This is a genomic window from Trinickia symbiotica (assembly GCF_002934455.1).
GTDB lineage: Bacteria > Pseudomonadota > Gammaproteobacteria > Burkholderiales > Burkholderiaceae > Trinickia > Trinickia symbiotica.
This window is the reverse complement of the sequence record NZ_PTIR01000001.1, coordinates 318,537-335,213: the sequence shown is the minus strand read 5'-3', so window position 1 is coordinate 335,213 and position 16,677 is coordinate 318,537. Positions and strand designations below refer to the sequence as shown.

Genomic DNA, 16,677 nt, shown 5'->3' with positions numbered 1-16,677 from the left:
TTGCCGCCATTCCATTAGATGCTGCCGAACAGCGCTCGCGGCCGATCACGCAATGTGTGAGCGAGGATCTGCAGCGCTCTCGTCAGCTGTTCTCGCGAGGCGGCGCACGCCAGGTTGATCCGCACGCCGTGCTCGACCGTCGAGCGATCCACCGCAAACGCCGATGCCGGCATCGTGTTGACGCCGCGCGCGAGCGCGTTTGCCGCGAAATCGTCCGAGCGCCACGGCGGCGGGACCCGCAGCCACACGAACATGCAAGCCGGATCGCTCGCCAGATGCTCGGCCGGCAACAGCTCGCTCGCGAGTGTCTGACGCGCCGCCAGTTCGGCGCGCTGCGCGTCGAGGATCGTCTGGGCGGTCCCGTCCTCGATCCAACGCGTGGCGATCAGCGTCGACAGGGGCGCCGGCATCCAGGCCGTCGTGCGGACGGCCTCGGCCGCAAGCGCGGCACCGTGCGGCGGCGTCAGCAGGTAGCCGATGCGCAGTCCGGGCGCCAGGATCTTCGACGTCGACGTGACATGAAACGTCAACTCCGGGCACAGGCTCGCGATCGTCGGCAAGCGCGTGCGCAACAACGGGCCGTAGACATCGTCCTCGATGATCGCGATGTGATGGCGCCGCGCAACGTCGACGAGCGCCGCGCGGCGCGCGAGGCTCATCGTGGTGACAGTCGGATTCTGCAGGTTCGGCACGACGAAGATTGCCTTCACCCGCATGCGCTTGCAAGCCGCTTCGAGGCGATCCGGCAGCAGCCCCTCATGATCGCTCGGGATGCCGACGAGCTCGAACTGGAACACCGGCGCGAGCGCCTTCAAGCCGTAATAGGTGAGCCGGTCGGAGAGGATCACACCCTCGTGTCCCATCAGACTGCTTAGGACTGCATAAAGACCGTGCTGAGCGCCGCTGGTGACGACGACGTTATCGGGGAGCGGCGCGAATCCCGGCGCGGCGATCCATTGCGCGCCCGCGGCTCGCGCCCACTGAGGCCCCTGCGGCGGCTGATACTCCTGCGTTTCAGAATAGCGAGGGTCGCGCGCGATCGTCGTCATCGTTCGCGCGAGCTGCGAAAGGAATTCGCCGGTCGCGGGCCGATTGACGGTCAGGTCGATCACCGCGTTCGGGCTGACCGTGCTCCCATTGCTTTCCGCTCGCGTGTGCACCGCGGGCATCGCGCCGCCGGTCACGATCGAACCGCGCCGCTTGCTTGCCACTATGAGCCCGCGCGCCTGCAATTCCTTGTATGCGCGGGAAACGGTCGACACGTTGATACCGAGCTCCAGCGCCAGGTCGCGTTGCGGCGGCAGCCGGCTGCCGGGCGGGTAGAACCCGCTGCGGACTTTCTCTTCGAGGTTGCGCGATATCTCGAGATAGGTGGCTTCGCGTCCTTTTGTACGCGGAACCTCTGCACCGTTTGTGTGGTTCAAGTCGATCTTCATTCGGGCGGTGTCTTCACACAAAGTACTCAGCGGGGCGGCTCAGATCTGTTTGTCGGAAGGTGGTTCGTCTGCACGGATCACATACTAAACCCTTTTTGAATGCCATGCGAAGCCCGATTCTTCTGGAGAGAATCGGTGATCCGTTGCCCCGTCGGGGAAAGCACCTACCTCCACACAAAGATAAATCAATTGCGGACAAAAAATCTTTGTGTGAGTATGGTTGCGTCGTTTGTGCGGTGCCGCCCGTTGCCGAGCCTGATCGCGACTTCGGCGCCGCAAATGTTAGCGAATCCGACGCAGCCACGGCCGCCTGCATACCAATTCCGATATCGATCTCGAACCCGATCGCCCGCGTCGCTTTCCACCACCGCAGCAGTCTGCACCGAAGAGGACGGACATCATGAAACGCCGAAACCTGGTTGTCGCACTCGCATTTGGGGTCCTGTGCGCGCATGCGCCGTCGTATGGCGCGGAGCCCGAGATCGTCAAGATCGGATTCGCGGGACCGCTGACGGGGCCGGTGGCCCGCGTCGGCAAGGACCTGGAAAACGGCGCGCAGCTCGCCATCGACGAGGAGAACGCGAAGAACCCGACGATCGGCGGCAAGCCTGTGAAGTTCGTGCTCGACGTCCAGGATGACCAGGCCGATCCGCGCGTTGCCGTTCAAGTGGCGCAGAAGATGGTCGATGACGGCGTGGTCGGTGTCATCGGACACTACAACTCAGGTTGCAGCATTCCGGCGTCGGCGGTCTACCACAAGGCAAACGTCGCGATGATCACGCCGGGCTCGACCAATCCGGCGTTGACTCATCAGGGCTTCGCCAACGTGTTCCGCACGATGGGGCACGACGGCATCGGCGGGGTGATCGCGGGCGAGTTCGCGGTGCAGCAGTTGAAGGCCAAGCGGATCGGCATCATCGACGATCGCACCGCTTTCGGCCAAGGCCTTGCGGATGCGTTCGAGAAAGGCGCCCTGGGCGCGAACGGCAATGTCGTCGATCGCGAATTCACCAACGACAAGGCCGTCGACTTTCGCGCCATTCTGACGACGCTCAAACAGAAGAACGTCGACATGATCTTTTTCGGCGGGCTCGACGAGCAAGGCGCGATGCTCGTCAAGCAGATGCGCTCGCTCGGCATGCCGGCCCATCTGTTTGGCGCGGGCGCGCTCAAGAGCAATGCCTTCGTTCAGATCGCCGGCTCCGCCGGGGAAGGGACGCAAGACCTCGAGCCGGGTCCCGCGTTGGACAAGCTGCCCTCGGCTCAGGCATTCGCGAAGCGCTACAAGGCGCGCTTCAACCAGGACGTCGAGCTCTATGCGCCGTTCGCCTATGACGCCGCGCTTGCCATGCTCAAGGCGATTCACGATGCCGACTCGCTCGATCGCGCCAAGATCGTCGCGGCTTTTCCGAAAGTCACTGTCACGGGCGTCACGGGCAAGATCGCATTCGACGGGAATGGCGATTTGATCAAGCCGCCGTACACGCTCTTCGAAGTGCAGCAGGGGCAATGGAAGAGTCTGCGGACGGTGGGCGGCAACGGCGTTTGACGCGTTGGGCGCAAGCAAGATCACCCGAATGGCTCAGATCCGCGCAGTCGCGAACTTGCCGATGCAGCCGCTCACCGACGCGGAAAAGGCGCGGTTCGGCGAGATGTTCGGGGCTTCGCGGGCATTATTCGACTTCCCTCCGCAGGAGTTCACCCATTGAATGCGATTCCCGCATCGGCTTCTTCGCCCACGCGGCCTGCCTTGAAGGAGACCGCCATCGTCGTGGGCGGCGGAATCGTCGGTGTCTGCTGCGCGCTTTACCTTCAGCGTGGCGGATACTCGGTCACGATAGTGGACCCGGCCGCGCCTGGCGACAGCACCGCGAAATGGAGCTGCGGTCAAATGGCCGTTAGCGAAATCATTCCATTGTCGAAGCCCGGCATCTTGATGAAGGTGCCGGGCTGGCTGATGGATCAGAAGGGGCCGCTCGCGTTGCGGCCGAGTGCGCTGCCGGGCATCCTGCCTTGGTTCTTGCGGTTCGTCTCGTGCGCACGCCATTCGAAGATCGAGTCGATCGCGCGAGCGATGGCAACGCTCACGCACGATGTCTACGCGGACTATGCGCCATTGCTGGAAGCCTGCGGCGACAAGGCGCTGATGGGCGAGCAGCCCGTCATCGAAGTCTTTGACGATCCGGACGGCATCGCGCGCGAAAAGCCGCATCTGGATTTGCGCATGTCGCTGGGGTTCGAGTCGCGGCGGCTCGATGCGGCCGAGATCGGCGATCTCGAGCCCGCGCTCGCCGGACGCTTCTCTCACGGTCTACTGTTCCCGGACTGGCGCGCGGTGAGCGATACGGAGGGATTCATCGCCGCGCTCACCGACAGCTTCGTCGAGCAGGGCGGGCGCCGCGTTCGCGCCGAAGCGGCCCGGATCGACGAGTCGTCCGGGCGTGCGACGGGTGTAACCCTCATGAATGGCGAGCGTCTGGCCGCGACGCACGTGGTCGTCGCGGCGGGAACCGGGTCTCGTCGATTCTTCGACGCGCTCGGCGTGCGCGTCCCGCTTGCGAGCATCGCGGGCTATCAGGCCTTGCTCCCCAACCCGGGCGTGGAATTTCGGCATTCGGTCATCTATGCCGACGGCGGCTTTTGCTTCAGTCCGTTCACACGTGGCCTGCAAATCGGCGGCACCATCGAATTCGCGGGGCGCGATGCGGAGCCGAACTTCAAGCGAGCAGAAATCATCCTCGAGAAGGCGAAGCGGGTTCTGCCCGAACTGCGCACGGAAGGGCTCGAGTATGGCGTCGGCTACCGACCGTTCCTGCCGGATACCAAGCCAATCATCGATCGCTCGCAACGGTTGAGCAATGCATTCATGGCTTTCGGCCACGGCCAACTCGGGCTGACGCTCGGTGCGACGACAGGACGTTTGATCGCCGAGATGGTGGCCGGCCGGCCGACAAAGCAAGACCTCGCGCCGTTCAGCGCATACCGGTTCTGATCGAGGCCGTAGACGACTAGCTGACGACTCACGAGGTAGTAGAGGGAGGTTTTTGAGCTATGTGCACGAACGGTGCGGTGGCGCCGCTAGAATCTCGACCTCCCCTGGCGCAAGCTCAAAGCTCCCGGTAGACACTCGTTCGCCGGAGAGTGCACTCGTCCATTCACCGCCATGGACGGCCACGCGCTTGCGCTCTTTCGTCAGGTTCAATATGAACCGCAGCCGTGTCGTGGCCGAGCTTCGGACTGCTGTCTCCACGCCTTCGGGTAGGTCGGGCATGCAGTCGACTTTCACATCGGCCGCAATCCGACGGAGCAGACTCTTGGTCGCTTCATCGTCCAGCACTGTTCCAACGTAATAAACGGTGCCCTCACGGCAGACGTTTCTCGTCACGGCCGCGCGGCCCGCGAAATACTCGCTCGAATAGGCCGCCAACGTTTCGGCTGTGGTTGGCGAAAGGACGTCGCACCACTGCGCGCATTCGAACTCACCGCCGATATCGAACTTGACGCGCTGCCGGTCGTTGCCGACAGGATCGTATTCGTCCACGACAACGCCTGCGAGCTCCGTCAGCAAGTTCGGCAAGCGGTCCGGCAGGCACACGTTGTTCATATTCTTCACACCGGAGCGCGTCGTTAGGACGAGCGTACCGCCTCGCTCGACATACTCGCGCAGCCGAGCCGCGATGTCGTCATCGATGAGATAGAGCATCGGCGCAACGACGAGCTTGTAACTGGCGAAATCATCCTTCCAGTTGATCACGTCGGTGCCGATACCGATTCGCACGAACGCCGAATGCAGCCGCTTGAAGTTGCCGAGGTAATCGAAGCCATCCGATTGCGGCTGAATCTGAAACGCGGTGAGTTGCTCGTGCGAAAAGAGCATAGCCACATCGTGATCCAACGTCGAGCCCTCCAGCAGCGGAGCGAGCTTCGCCGCTTCGCGACTGAACCGCACGAACTCTTCAAAGCGGCGGCCCGGTACGCCATGATGGTCGAGCAAGCCATGCCAGAACTGTTCGGCGCCGATGCGGGCCGAGCGCCATCGGAACTGGACCACTGCGTCGGCCCCACGGGACACGCTTTGCCACGCATGCGCGCGGATCATCCCAGGAAAAGGCGTCCGCGACATCGGATACCAGCACCCGGGCGTTCCGCTCAGTTGCTCCATCACCCAGAAGTTCTTGCGCTTGACACCGCGCGTCAGATCCAACGTCAGCGCGCCGTGATACATCCTCGACTTCGAGTCGTCGACGAGGTCGGTCGCCGGATAATAGTCGACAGATGCAAAGTCCATGCTGTCGAACATATCGTAGTAGTCGGCCGTGACCGGGTAGCCCCACAGGTTGTGCGTCACGAACTTGCCCGGACTGTTCCGCCGAATGATCTCGGCCTGGAACCGGTTGAATTCGGCGACCGAATCCGAGCAAAAGCGGCGGAAGTCCAGCAGGAACGACGGATTGAGATGAGGCGAACCGCCCAGCGGCGTGCTGACCTGCATCCAATCGTTGTACTCGCCGCTCCAGACGACGGTACCCCACTCGCGATTGAGATTCTCGATCGTTTCGTACTTGCTTCGAACCCAGGACCGAAAGCGTCGCGTGCAATGCTCGCAATGGCAGTCGTTGGCCGCGAGCTCGTTATCGGTCTGCCAACCGATGACGCTGCGGTTCGGACCATAGTGCTTCGTTAGCCGGTCGATGATCCGCTCGCCGAATTGACGCAACGAAGGGCTGTTGTAGCAGCGGTGAAGGCGCACGCCCGGGTAATGCGTGTGCCCCTTGTTGTCGACGGGCAGTACGTCAGGATAGCGGTGCGTGAGCCAGACGGGAGGCGTCGCCGTAGGCGTACCCAGCACGATGCCGATACCATGACGCGAGAGGATAGCGATGGCTTGGTCGAGCCAGTCGAAATCGAATGTGCCTTCGGTGGGCTCTAGTCTCGACCATGCGAATTCGGCGAGGCGCACGATCGTGATGCCGGCATCCTTCATTTGCTGCGCGTCGTGCTCCCATAGTGCGCGGTCCCAGTGCTCGGGGTAGTAGTCGACTCCGACTTTCATTGAATTCGTCCTTTCATTTGAAATGGCAGACGCAAGCGATCTCGCGAGGGAGTCGAGTCGACTCGCTCGCGGCACCTGATCTGGAGGTCCGTTTGCTCAGCCCTTCGTTGCGCCGAACGTCAGCCCGGCGACGAAGTGTTTCTGCATCGCGAAGAACAGCACGACGGATGGCAGGGCAGCCAGCAACGACCCGGCCGAGACGAGGTTCCACGCTGTAGTCCATTGCCCCTTCAGCGCGGCGACACCGACGGTAATCGGTGCCGCCTCGTCACCCTGTGTCAGGCAAAGCGCCCAGAAGTAGTCGTTCCACACGAACGTGAAAACGAGGATCGAGAGCGCGGCGAGTGCGGGCGCGATCAACGGCAGGATGATTCGGCAAAAAAGCTGCCACTCGTTGGCGCCTTCGATACGGGCGGCTTCGATGAGCTCGTACGGCAGTTCCTTGATGAAGTTGCGTAAAAACAGCGTGCAAAAGCCTGTCTGAAATGACAGATGGAAGAGAATGAGCCCCCAAACAGTGTTATAGAGCCCGAGGTGCAGCGTCAATTGGCGCACGGGGATCATCAACACCTGGATCGGTACGAAGTTGCCGGCCACGAACGTTCCCAGAATCGCGGGGTTGCCCTTGAACGGATACGTCGCGAGTGCAAACCCGGCCATCGCGGCCAGAGCGATGGCCCCGGTCACGGATGGAATTGTAATGAGGCAGCTATTGAGGAAGTAATGCAACATCGGTGATCCGAAAAGCACCGTTCGGTAGTTTTCGATCAAGCCGAAGTGCCTGGGCCAGCCCCAGTAGTTTCCAATCATCAATTCGCTCGACGAGCGCACCGAAGTGACGACCACCGCGATGAGCGGCAGCAGCCAGATGCCGAGCGCGATCGGCAGCGATATCTTGTAGAGCGTTCGTCCGACCGGACTCCATCTGTCGATGGGTGTGGGATACATGGCGGGTTTTCCTCGTTACCGGTCCGTATGGAGCAGGCGGCGCAACTGATAGACGATGAACACGAGCATGATGAGAAAGAGCACGACCGCGATCGCCGCCGAGTAGCCGTATCGGAAGTACTTGATCGCCTGGTCGTACATGAAATACGCGAGCACCGTCGAACTGTCGAACGGCCCGCCGCCTGTCATGACCGCGATGAGGTCGAAGCTGCGAAGCGCGCCGATGACGGTCAGGACGACCGATAGAAAGGTTGCGGGCCGCAACTGAGGCAACACGACATGCCACAGCAGAGACCAGCCCGTCGCGCCTTCGATGCGGCCGGCTTCGATGATTTCCGGATTGATGCTCGTGAGGTTCGTCAGATAGAGCAGCATGCAAAACGGGATTTGCGGCCATAACGCGGCTCCGATCACGCCGAGCGTCGCGTAGCGCTCGTCGCCGAGCACGGGAATGCCATGTCCGATGATGAGCTTCAGGAGACCAAACGCCGGGTCGTAAAACCAGCTGAAGACGAGACCAACGACGACCCCCGACAAGACGAACGGCGAGAAGAACAACGACTTGACGAGCCGAATGCCGCGCACTTTCTGATTGAGATAAAGGGCGAACGCGAGGCCGATCGGCGGCGCCAGCAAGAAGAGCACGAGCCATAGCACGTTGTTCTTCAACGCCGTATAGAACGTGTCCGTATGCAGGAGCTCCTGGTAATTCGCGAGCCCGACAAAGACCTTGTCGCTCATGCCGTCCCAGCTGTAAAAACTCAGCCAGACGCTGCTGATGATCGGATAGATCACGTAGATGCAGAACATCGTGCAGGCAGGCAGCAAAAACAGGATCGCGGCCCGCTTGCGTCGGCTCGCGAGCGGGGCCGACCGCTTGGATGTCGAGACGTGACGGATCGAATAAGGCGAAGCTGCTGGCGAACCGTTACTGACGGACGTTCTCGTTTCGGCGGGAGCCATGGCCGAGCCTCATGCGGTTACGACAGGTGGTAGACGCGCTTACGCGTCTCTTCCAGGTGCTGCAGAATCTCGTCGAGCTTCGCCGGGTCGGTGATGAATCGCTGCATTCCCTTCATCCCTTCGTCTGCCATTTCCTTCGTCATGTCGCGGTCATAGAATTGCGCGACGCCGCCCGTGGTATTCGAGAGAATTTGAAATCCGATTTTCGCGATCGGATCTTCGGGCATGGGGGCCTGTTTGTTGGCGGGCAGCGTCCCGATGCCTTTTGCAAGCTGTCCATCGATGTCAGGACGACCGATAAAGGCCAGGAACTTACGGGCATCCGGTTTGTTTGAAGCGCGAGCGGGAACGTTGAGGCACTCCGCGGACCCATCCTCTGCCGCCGAAATCTTGGTGTCGATCGTCGGAAAGCGGAAAAAGCCCGTCTGCGCTTTCGTCGCCGCTGGCAGGCCAGGCGACAGGAAGGTCCCCATCAGCATCATCGCGGCTTGGCCCTGGATATAGAGCGGTTGGACCGAATCGAGGCTGTACGAGAGCGGATTGTCGATGAAGTACTTGTCGTCGATCAGTGTCTTCCACGCCTCATAGACCTTCTTCACGCGCGCATCCGTATAGGGAATTTCCCCGTTCATGAGTTGCATGTGGAAGGCGTACCCGTTGATGCGAAGGTCGAGGTAGTCGAACCATGCCGCAAGCGTCCAGGAATCGCGGCCGCCCACCGCGATCGGCGCGATCCCGGCGGCCTTCAGCTTGCGGCACGCTTCGAGGAATTCGTCCCACGTGGCGGGCTCATGCTTGATCCCGGCTTTCTCGAACAAGTCTTTCCGATAGTAAAGACCCCACGCAAAATACTGCGTGGGCATCGCAAATTGTTTTCCTTGGTAAGAGGAAGGCGTTTTCAATGAAGCAAACTGCGAATTCCATCCGTTCCTTTGCCAATCGGTCGACAAGTCTTCGAGCAAGCCGCGGCGGGCGTAGTACGCCATACGTTCGCCCTCGTGCCAGTTGATGACGTCCGGGGCGACCGAAGTCAGCCAACTGGGAAGCTGGACTTTGTACGTCTCCTCTTCGACGAAAGACACCTTTGCCGTGACATCGGGGTTCGCCTTCTCGAATTGCTGGATCAGTTGCTCCCATACCGCGCGCTGCTCGCCGCCCTTGAAAGCGACGTTGAGCTGAAGCGTGCCCGCATGGGCGGCACTGGCAAAGGAAAGGGCGATACCGAAAGCCGAGAGCAAAGGCAGTCGTTTCATGGATGTCTCCGGATGTCGTTTATTGAAGTCTCGGAACTGCGCGGCCATCGGCGCTCCATACGCCTGCGTCACGCCTTTCAGTGTGATGGCAGCCATGTCTCCGCTTCCTTGGTTTAACGTTACACCACAGGCGTTTAAAAAAAGGCCGGAGGGCCTGACCTGGAGCAACGCTACTTGCATTTGCGCTAGACTCTACGCCCGACAAGCCACATGCGCAAGCGCTTTTCGAGGGCGAGGGGAAAGCGGCGTAGTCGGCGGCGGATCGCATAACATTAAAAACGACATGTTGTAGTTCCCATCGACGGGTGTGCTTCGGATGAGCAGCAAACTATTCAACCCTGCCGCGACCATCAAGGACGTGGCGGCGCAAGCGGGCGTTTCGGTCATGACGGTTTCGAACGTGCTGCGAGGCCGCGGCCGTGTCAGCGAGGAGACGCGACGGCGCGTGCTCGAGACGGCGGAGCGCCAGGGTTATCGGCCCAATCTGACGGCGCGCGCGCTCGTTGAACGCAAGGCGCCGACTCTGGCCTTGATGCTGAGCTGCATCACGAACCCCTTCTATCCGGAATTCGCACTTGCGGCGAACTTGCAAGCGCTAAAGCACGAGCGTCATTTGCTCGTCTGCAATACGGATCATGAACCTGATAGAGGCACCGGGTTTCTCGAGCAGGTCGCAGGATCGCTGTCGGACGGCGTCCTCGTGGCAAACAACGCCGACCTGCCGATCGATGAGCTGCGCGCGCTCCAGGAGCGGGGTATTCCCGTGGTCATCAGCGTTTGGGAGCGGCCCGACGAGCCGCCCGGCATACCTTGCGTAACGTTCGATTCGGAAGGCGCGGGCAGGCTCGCGGCTCAGCATCTCGTCGAGTACGGACATCGACGTATCGGGGCGATTGTCGGCAGTCCGAAACATGGCATCCATGGCGGACGATACGCCGGGTTTCGCGAGGTCGTGCGAGCGGCGAAGATTCGTCAGTCGACGGCTGACGAGCGCTTCACGGAGGACTCGTTCGAGCATGGCTACGAGGCGGCGAAGGATCTGCTCTCGGCGCGCCCTGACCTGACCGCGATCTTCGTTTCCAACGATCTTCCCGCTTTGGGTGTGTTGAACGCGGCGAGCGATCTCGGGTTCTCGGTGCCCGGCGGTCTATCGGTCGTCAGCATTACCGATATCATCCCGGCCCGCCAATCTCGCCCTGGCCTGACGACCGTCGCGATACCCACGGCCGAAATGGCGGAGAAAGGGGTGAACCTGCTCGTCGAGCTCATGGCGGGACGCGCGACCGAAGCGACGGTCGTGCATACGTCCGCACCAAAGCTCGTCGTTCGGGGGTCCACGGCCCGGTTGCGGTGAGCGCGAAGTCTCGGCGTCACCATCCCGATATGAAAGGAAGACATGGAAATCAAGTGGATCGAGGATTTCATCGCGCTAGCTCAATATCAGAGCTTTTCGCGGGCAGCGGAATTCCGCAACGTCACTCAGTCAGGCTTTAGCCGTCGAATCCAGTCGCTCGAGCAATGGGTCGGCGCGGAGCTCATCGACCGCAGTGGTTTTCCGCCTGTCCTGACGCCGGCGGGTCAACTGTTTCGCGAAGCGGCGGAAGATGTCCTCGCCAAGCTGTACGACACACGAGCCATCATCCGGACCGAACAGCGAATCGCCGGCAAGAGTCTGCAGATCGCGGCAGGTCATACCATCGCGCTGAATTTCCTGCCGGGCTGGCTGAAGGCGCTCTCGACGCATTTCGGGGAGGTGCGGGCGCGCGTCATTCCGACGAACGTTCACGACTCGATCTTGATGCTGGTGAATGGAAACTGCGAACTGATGTTCGCCTATCACCACCCCGAGCTTCCGCTTCACCTCGACCCCGAAAGGTATGAGCACGTCACAGTCGGGATCGACACGTTGATGCCCGTCAGCAAGCCGAACTCCCGTTCGGCGCCTGCGTTTCGCCTCCCGGGCACCAAGCAACAGCCGCTGCCGCTCATTTCATACACGGAGACCAGTTACTTCGGGCGTTGCCTCGCGTTGCTTCTGGACCGGGCGGCAGAGCCCCCCGCGCTGCAGTTGCACTACGAGTCCGATATGGCCGAGGTGCTGAAGAAACTCGTCATCGAGGGGGAAGGGGTCGCCTGGCTGCCGCAAAGCGCCATTGCCGCGGAACTCGCGGCCGGGGATCTGGTGGCGGCGGGAACCGCGACATGGAAGCTTCAAATCGAGCTACGCGTGTATCGCGATTCTTCCAATCGCAACGATCTCCTGAACGCACTTTGGCAGCATCTGCGCGCGAGCTCGGCTTCGCTCGGGTAAGCGTTTCGCGCAGGTTATGCACGATTCGCATATGGCGATGCGGTAAAAGCATCGCCGTTTTTTTGACTCTCCGTACCATCCCGTCTGACGGTCGAAAGCGGCGATCACCTCCTGCCGCTCTCAGCCTTTATCTTGCGCATGCCGGGCACCTTCTGCCCGTTCAGCGCAGCCTGAGACGGACAGATATGAAAAATCGCCTTACCCTATCGATCGCGGTCGGCATGATACTGGGCGTCGTTGCCGGCTATGCCTGTCACGCAAGTATTTCGGACCCGGCTTCGCTCAAGACAGTGGCGGGCTATTTCTCGATCGTTACCGACATCTTCCTGCGGCTGATCAAGATGATCATCGCGCCGCTGGTGTTCGCGACGCTCGTCTCCGGCTTGGCCGGGATGGACAGCGGCCAGGACGTGGGCCGTATCGGTTTTCGCTCGGTAGGATGGTTTCTCTCAGCGTCTCTGATTTCGCTTTGCCTCGGCCTCGTCATGGCCAATTTGCTGGAGCCCGGCACGGGCCTGCATTTGACTGCGAGTGCCGGCGAGGCGAACACGGGTCTCAATACGTCAGCCCTGAACGCCAAAGACGTCATTACGCACGCGTTCCCGACGAGCCTGCTCGATGCGATGGCGCGCAATGACATCTTGCAGATTCTCGTGTTTTCGGTTTTCCTCGGGATCGCGCTCAGCGCGCTGAGGCATGACGCGCGCGTCGGCATCGTCATTCAGGCGATCGATGGCATGGTGCCGGTGATGCTGAAATTGACGAACTACGTGATGCGCGCTGCACCGATCGGCGTATTCGGGGCGATTGCATCGGCGGTCACCTTGCGCGGTCTCGACGTGCTCTATACCTATGGAAAGCTGATCGGTTCGTTTTACCTCGGATTGCTCATCCTGTGGGCGATCCTGATCGGGGTGGGTTCGCTGTTTCTCGGGCGACGTGTCGGCAGCCTGCTCAAGGCGGTGCGTGAACCCGCGCTCATCGCTTTCTCGACGGCGAGTAGCGAGGCGGCCTATCCGCGCCTCACCGAGCAGTTGGAAAAGTTCGGCGTGGACAAGAAGGTGGTCGGATTCACGCTTCCATTGGGCTACGCCTTCAACCTCGACGGCTCCATGATGTATCAAGCGTTCGCGGCGATTTTCATCGCGCAAGCCTTTGGTATCCAAATGCCGCTCACCGAGCAGATCTTCATGCTGCTGGTTCTGATGCTGAGCAGCAAGGGCATGGCGGGCGTGCCGAGGGGATCGGTGGTCGTGGTCGCCGCCGTTGCGCCGTTGTTCCATTTGCCCGCGTCCGGCGTGGCGATGGTCCTCGCGATCGACCAGATTCTCGATATGGGGCGAACGATGACGAACGTCATTGGCAACGGCATTGCTACCGCCGTCATCGCCAAATGGGAAGGCGCGCGCCAGTCGAAGGTGACTGAAGCGTCATTCGCACAACCGGAGCTCGACGTAAGATGATCTCGGTGGTTGGGCAAAGCCGGCGCAAGTATGGCGTGATCGGTGGGCTGGGACCGCTGGCGAGCGCCGACGTGTTCTTCAAGCTCATCAAAGCTACGCCGGCGTCATCCGACGTGGAGCATGCCGACGTCATATTCGAGCAGCACCCGTTCAGAGGTTCAGGGGCGGGCAGTATGGCGACGACGGAACGCAAGCTCTACGTTTTCGACATGATCCGAGACTTCGAGCGGCGGGGCGTGACGACCGTCGTGCTGCCATGCTTTCTCAGTCATACGTTTGTCGACGAGCTGAAGGCGAACACGAGCTTGACGATCGCGGATATCGTCGAGGCCGTTCGCGCTCACGTGCAAAAGAAGTATCCGGACGCGAAACGCATCGGTGTGCTGACATCGGACTATATGCGGGAGAAGCGGCTCTTCGAGCGGTACTTTGCCGCGCCGCAATTCGAAGTAGTCCACCCGCGACGTGTCGACGATATCGATCTTGTGACGGACGCGGTGTATGGGGCGGGCGGTATCAAGTGCGGAAATCTTCGCGGCCATCCCGTCGAGTTGTTGCGCAGGGCCTGCGACGACCTCGCAGGGCAGGGCGCGGAAGTCATCGTTCCCGGCTTGACTGAGATTGCCCTCGTCGCGGACGAACTCGGGCTGACCGAGGTACCGCTTGTCGACTCCAACTTGGCCTACGCGCAGTTTGTCGTGTCGGGCCGATTCGATTCTTCGTCGCCGGTTTTCAAAATCGGTGTCGTGGGTGGCGTAGGGCCGGCTGCGACGGTCGATTTTCTCGGCAAGATCGTCGGCAATACGCCTGCGTCTCGCGACCAAGACCATATCAAGCTGCTCGTCGAGCAAAACCCGCAGATCCCCGATCGAACCGAGAATCTCATCGGCGAAGGAGCGGACCCGACCGTTTCCTTGTATGCGACGTGCAAGAAGCTCGAAGACGGCGGCGCGGATCTCATTGCGATCCCTTGCAATACGGCTCACGCGTTCGTCGAGCGAATTCAGCCCTATCTCGGGATACCTATCGTCAATATGCTCACGGTCACGGTCAGCTATCTGCGCGAAGCATTTCCCGATGTTCGAGATGTCGGCTTATTGGCAACGTCGGGCACGATCGAGAGCGGAGTCTACCGGAAGGCGCTCGCGTCCCAGGGATTGCGGCAGGTTGTACCGGGGCCGGCGCTGCAGATGCGGGTCATGGAAGCGATCTATGGAAAGCAGGGAGTCAAGGCGGGCTTCAAATCGGGGCAGTGTCAGGAAGATATTCGCGCCGCCGTCGAGGGGCTGATCGAAGAGGGCGTCGGCGTCATCGTCCTCGGGTGTACGGAACTTCCCATCCTGCTTACTAGTGGCGAGTTCATCGGCAGCCGCGGTACACGCGTGCAATTGATCGATCCGACGGAAGTGCTTGCGCGAAAGTGCGTTGGCTACGCCAAGACGCGTGGGGCTGAACCGACGCTCCATCGCGTTCAATAGGCAAGGAGCCTGCTCCTCGAGTAAGCCGCACCGGCCAGGATGCGCCGGCCGAGATCGGCCACGGTCGAGTTCGCGCCCAGTGAAAAGCCCGAGTGAGTGAACCGCGAGCCGCCCATTGCAGTCACCAATTACCTAGGTAATCGACACGTATAGACCTAAGTAATTTGAGGACCTACTCTCGTTTCGACATCGGACGGCAACCGACACGCGAAAGGGAGAGGACCATGCCGAATCAAGCACCGCGAGAAGTCGATACCGCAACGCTGCGACGCGTCATCGCGGCCTTTGCCCCTGGAACTGTTCAGGGCCTCTCGTAGCGACATCATCGGTCATTCGTTCTCCAAGCTCTACCCGCAACAGAAGGACTTTATGACGATCGGTCAGCGCCTCGCGCCGCTCATCGCAAATCGGGCGGTGCTCAACGATAACCGCATCATGCGGCGCATCGACGGGACCCATTTCTGGGTCACCGTTTGCGGCTTTGGCTATAACCCAATGCGGCCTTTCGAGCTGGCGGTCTGGACCTTTGCCGACCTATCGGAGAGCGGGAAGCAGCCCGACGTCGCGAGCACGTTGACGGAGCGCGAGCGCGACGTCGCGGCATTTCTCGTCCATGGCTTGACGAGCAAGGAGATCGGCAAGGAGCTCAACATCAGCCCGCGCACGGTCGACATCCATCGAGCAAGCCTCCTGCGAAAATACGGCGTGCGAGGGACACCCGACCTCATCGCGCGGCTGCTTGCGTGAGTCCTGCGCCATTCGCTGCCGGGACGGGAGCAAGGTCGCCGAGGCTGGGATGTCGTTATGAGGTGGCGCCGTCGCATTCAGCGTGAAATGGATCGCCGCGCCCGTAGATTCACTTTCGTGGTGAAACGCCGAACAGCTGAAAGACCACACCACGCAGCCAGCGATTCCCTGCCTCACGGTGATACCGTGCGTGCCAGTGTTGGCGGACGGCGAAGCCGTCCACGGGAATCGGGCACGGATGGACGGCCAGATCGTTGCCCCGCGCGAGCGTTTCGCCGATGTGACGAGGCAGCGTGGCCACGAGATCCGTGGTCTGGACGATCGTCCCGAGTCCGAGGAAGCCCGGCAACTGCAGCACGACGTCACGCTCGATGCGTGCACGGGCCAGCGCCTGTTCGAGCAATTGCGCACCCGTTCCCGATTCGATGGCGACGTGACCCTCCGAGCGGTACTGCTTCAAGCCGAGCCGCGAGCGAACGCGCGGGTGATGCCGGTTGGTCAGGCACACCCAGTCCTGTTGGTAAAGCTGCTGCTGATAGATGCCGCCGCTGAGCCAGGGCACATAGCCAATCGCGAGGTCAGCTTCGCCCGACTCGAGCGCGCGTTCCGTGTTGCCGTCGATTCTCGCCGCCTCGAGCCGGACGCCTGGCGCCTGAGCACGCACATGCGCGAGCATTCTGGGCAGTAGCGTGATGTGGCTCGCGTCCGTCATGCAGATACGAAAGCGCCGCTGCGCCGTGGCGGGATCGAACGCGATTTCCCACGCGAGGAAGCGCCTCAGCGATTCGAGAATTGCGCGGCACGGCCCGATCAACGCGTCGGCCTGCGGCGTTGGTGCCATACCGCCGGGTGTCCGGATGAAAAGCGGATCCTGCAGATGCTCGCGCAACCGCCCGAGCCAGATGCTGACGGTCGGCTGACTCTGACCCAATTGTTCAGCGACACGCGTGACGCTGCGCGTGTCATAGAGCAGGTCGAACAGTTGTAGCAGTTTGAGGTCGGGCAGGTCGGTCGGCATCATGGCG

At 61.4% G+C, this 16,677-nt stretch carries 14 protein-coding genes; 8 read left to right on the top strand and 6 right to left on the bottom strand.

Annotated elements, in window-relative coordinates:
• Positions 1–14: 14 nt before the first annotated feature.
• Positions 15–1,436 carry an aminotransferase-like domain-containing protein gene (locus B0G57_RS01560; protein ID WP_018438809.1) on the bottom strand — a complete coding sequence of 474 codons (1,422 nt, stop codon included), beginning with the start codon at positions 1,434–1,436 and terminating at the stop codon, positions 15–17.
• Between the two features lie 400 nt (positions 1,437–1,836).
• On the opposite strand from B0G57_RS01560, the gene B0G57_RS01555 reads away from it, so the two are divergent.
• Genes B0G57_RS01555 through B0G57_RS01550 form a run of 3 tightly spaced genes read left to right on the top strand, consistent with a single transcriptional unit; the run spans position 1,837 to position 4,428 of the window.
• A complete protein-coding gene (locus B0G57_RS01555; protein ID WP_018438808.1) occupies positions 1,837–2,985 on the top strand; it encodes a branched-chain amino acid ABC transporter substrate-binding protein in 1,149 nt (382 codons plus the stop codon).
• Between the two features lie 28 nt (positions 2,986–3,013).
• A complete protein-coding gene (locus B0G57_RS32090) occupies positions 3,014–3,145 on the top strand; it encodes a hypothetical protein (RefSeq protein ID WP_018438807.1) in 132 nt (43 codons plus the stop codon).
• The gene (locus tag B0G57_RS01550; protein ID WP_018438806.1) at positions 3,142–4,428 is read left to right on the top strand and encodes an NAD(P)/FAD-dependent oxidoreductase; all 1,287 of its coding nucleotides are present in this window, start codon (positions 3,142–3,144) and stop codon (positions 4,426–4,428) included. Before B0G57_RS32090 ends, B0G57_RS01550 begins: the two co-directional genes overlap by 4 nt.
• A gap of 57 nt (positions 4,429–4,485) precedes the next feature.
• Here B0G57_RS01550 and B0G57_RS01545 read toward each other — a convergent pair whose 3' ends face one another.
• From B0G57_RS01545 to B0G57_RS01530, 4 genes are all read right to left on the bottom strand, one after another.
• Positions 4,486–6,489, bottom strand: a complete 2,004-nt coding sequence (locus B0G57_RS01545; protein ID WP_018438805.1) for a beta-galactosidase — start codon at positions 6,487–6,489, stop codon at positions 4,486–4,488.
• A 96-nt stretch (positions 6,490–6,585) separates the two neighbouring features.
• The gene (locus B0G57_RS01540; protein WP_018438804.1) at positions 6,586–7,437 is read right to left on the bottom strand and encodes a carbohydrate ABC transporter permease; all 852 of its coding nucleotides are present in this window, start codon (positions 7,435–7,437) and stop codon (positions 6,586–6,588) included.
• A gap of 15 nt (positions 7,438–7,452) precedes the next feature.
• Positions 7,453–8,400, bottom strand: a complete 948-nt coding sequence (locus tag B0G57_RS01535; protein ID WP_018438803.1) for a carbohydrate ABC transporter permease — start codon at positions 8,398–8,400, stop codon at positions 7,453–7,455.
• 17 nt (positions 8,401–8,417) lie between these two features.
• Entirely contained in the window at positions 8,418–9,653 is a 1,236-nt protein-coding gene (locus B0G57_RS01530) for an ABC transporter substrate-binding protein (protein WP_026229316.1), read from the bottom strand.
• Positions 9,654–9,969: 316 nt separating this feature from the next.
• Here B0G57_RS01530 and B0G57_RS01525 point away from each other — a divergent pair, with 316 nt between their 5' ends.
• The 5 genes from B0G57_RS01525 to B0G57_RS01505 all read left to right on the top strand — a co-directional run bounded on the left by B0G57_RS01525 (position 9,970) and on the right by B0G57_RS01505 (position 15,652).
• Entirely contained in the window at positions 9,970–11,007 is a 1,038-nt protein-coding gene (locus B0G57_RS01525; protein WP_018438801.1) for a LacI family DNA-binding transcriptional regulator, read from the top strand.
• Positions 11,008–11,049: 42 nt separating this feature from the next.
• Positions 11,050–11,964 (top strand): LysR substrate-binding domain-containing protein, encoded by a 915-nt coding sequence (locus tag B0G57_RS01520; RefSeq protein WP_018438800.1) that lies wholly within the window; start codon positions 11,050–11,052, stop codon positions 11,962–11,964.
• Between the two features lie 185 nt (positions 11,965–12,149).
• A complete protein-coding gene (locus B0G57_RS01515; RefSeq protein WP_026229315.1) occupies positions 12,150–13,427 on the top strand; it encodes a dicarboxylate/amino acid:cation symporter in 1,278 nt (425 codons plus the stop codon).
• Positions 13,424–14,905, top strand: a complete 1,482-nt coding sequence (gene cuyB / locus B0G57_RS01510) for a cysteate racemase (protein ID WP_018438798.1) — start codon at positions 13,424–13,426, stop codon at positions 14,903–14,905. Before B0G57_RS01515 ends, cuyB begins: the two co-directional genes overlap by 4 nt.
• A gap of 369 nt (positions 14,906–15,274) precedes the next feature.
• A complete protein-coding gene (locus B0G57_RS01505) occupies positions 15,275–15,652 on the top strand; it encodes a LuxR C-terminal-related transcriptional regulator (protein ID WP_018438796.1) in 378 nt (125 codons plus the stop codon).
• A gap of 109 nt (positions 15,653–15,761) precedes the next feature.
• Here B0G57_RS01505 and B0G57_RS01500 read toward each other — a convergent pair whose 3' ends face one another.
• Positions 15,762–16,673, bottom strand: coding sequence for a LysR family transcriptional regulator (locus B0G57_RS01500; protein ID WP_018438795.1), 912 nt, complete (start codon positions 16,671–16,673; stop codon positions 15,762–15,764).
• Positions 16,674–16,677: the final 4 nt, after the last annotated feature.

Coding starts and splice junctions, on each gene's coding strand:
- B0G57_RS01535 (WP_018438803.1), bottom strand. CDS start 8,400: ATGGCTCCCGCCGAAACGAGAACGTCCGTCAGTAACGGTTCGCCAGCA.
- B0G57_RS01560 (WP_018438809.1), bottom strand. CDS start 1,436: ATGAAGATCGACTTGAACCACACAAACGGTGCAGAGGTTCCGCGTACA.
- B0G57_RS01505 (WP_018438796.1), top strand. CDS start 15,275: ATGACGATCGGTCAGCGCCTCGCGCCGCTCATCGCAAATCGGGCGGTG.
- B0G57_RS01520 (WP_018438800.1), top strand. CDS start 11,050: ATGGAAATCAAGTGGATCGAGGATTTCATCGCGCTAGCTCAATATCAG.
- cuyB (WP_018438798.1), top strand. CDS start 13,424: ATGATCTCGGTGGTTGGGCAAAGCCGGCGCAAGTATGGCGTGATCGGT.
- B0G57_RS01515 (WP_026229315.1), top strand. CDS start 12,150: ATGAAAAATCGCCTTACCCTATCGATCGCGGTCGGCATGATACTGGGC.
- B0G57_RS01530 (WP_026229316.1), bottom strand. CDS start 9,653: ATGAAACGACTGCCTTTGCTCTCGGCTTTCGGTATCGCCCTTTCCTTT.
- B0G57_RS01525 (WP_018438801.1), top strand. CDS start 9,970: ATGAGCAGCAAACTATTCAACCCTGCCGCGACCATCAAGGACGTGGCG.
- B0G57_RS01555 (WP_018438808.1), top strand. CDS start 1,837: ATGAAACGCCGAAACCTGGTTGTCGCACTCGCATTTGGGGTCCTGTGC.
- B0G57_RS01540 (WP_018438804.1), bottom strand. CDS start 7,437: ATGTATCCCACACCCATCGACAGATGGAGTCCGGTCGGACGAACGCTC.
- B0G57_RS01545 (WP_018438805.1), bottom strand. CDS start 6,489: ATGAAAGTCGGAGTCGACTACTACCCCGAGCACTGGGACCGCGCACTA.
- B0G57_RS01500 (WP_018438795.1), bottom strand. CDS start 16,673: ATGATGCCGACCGACCTGCCCGACCTCAAACTGCTACAACTGTTCGAC.
- B0G57_RS32090 (WP_018438807.1), top strand. CDS start 3,014: ATGGCTCAGATCCGCGCAGTCGCGAACTTGCCGATGCAGCCGCTCACC.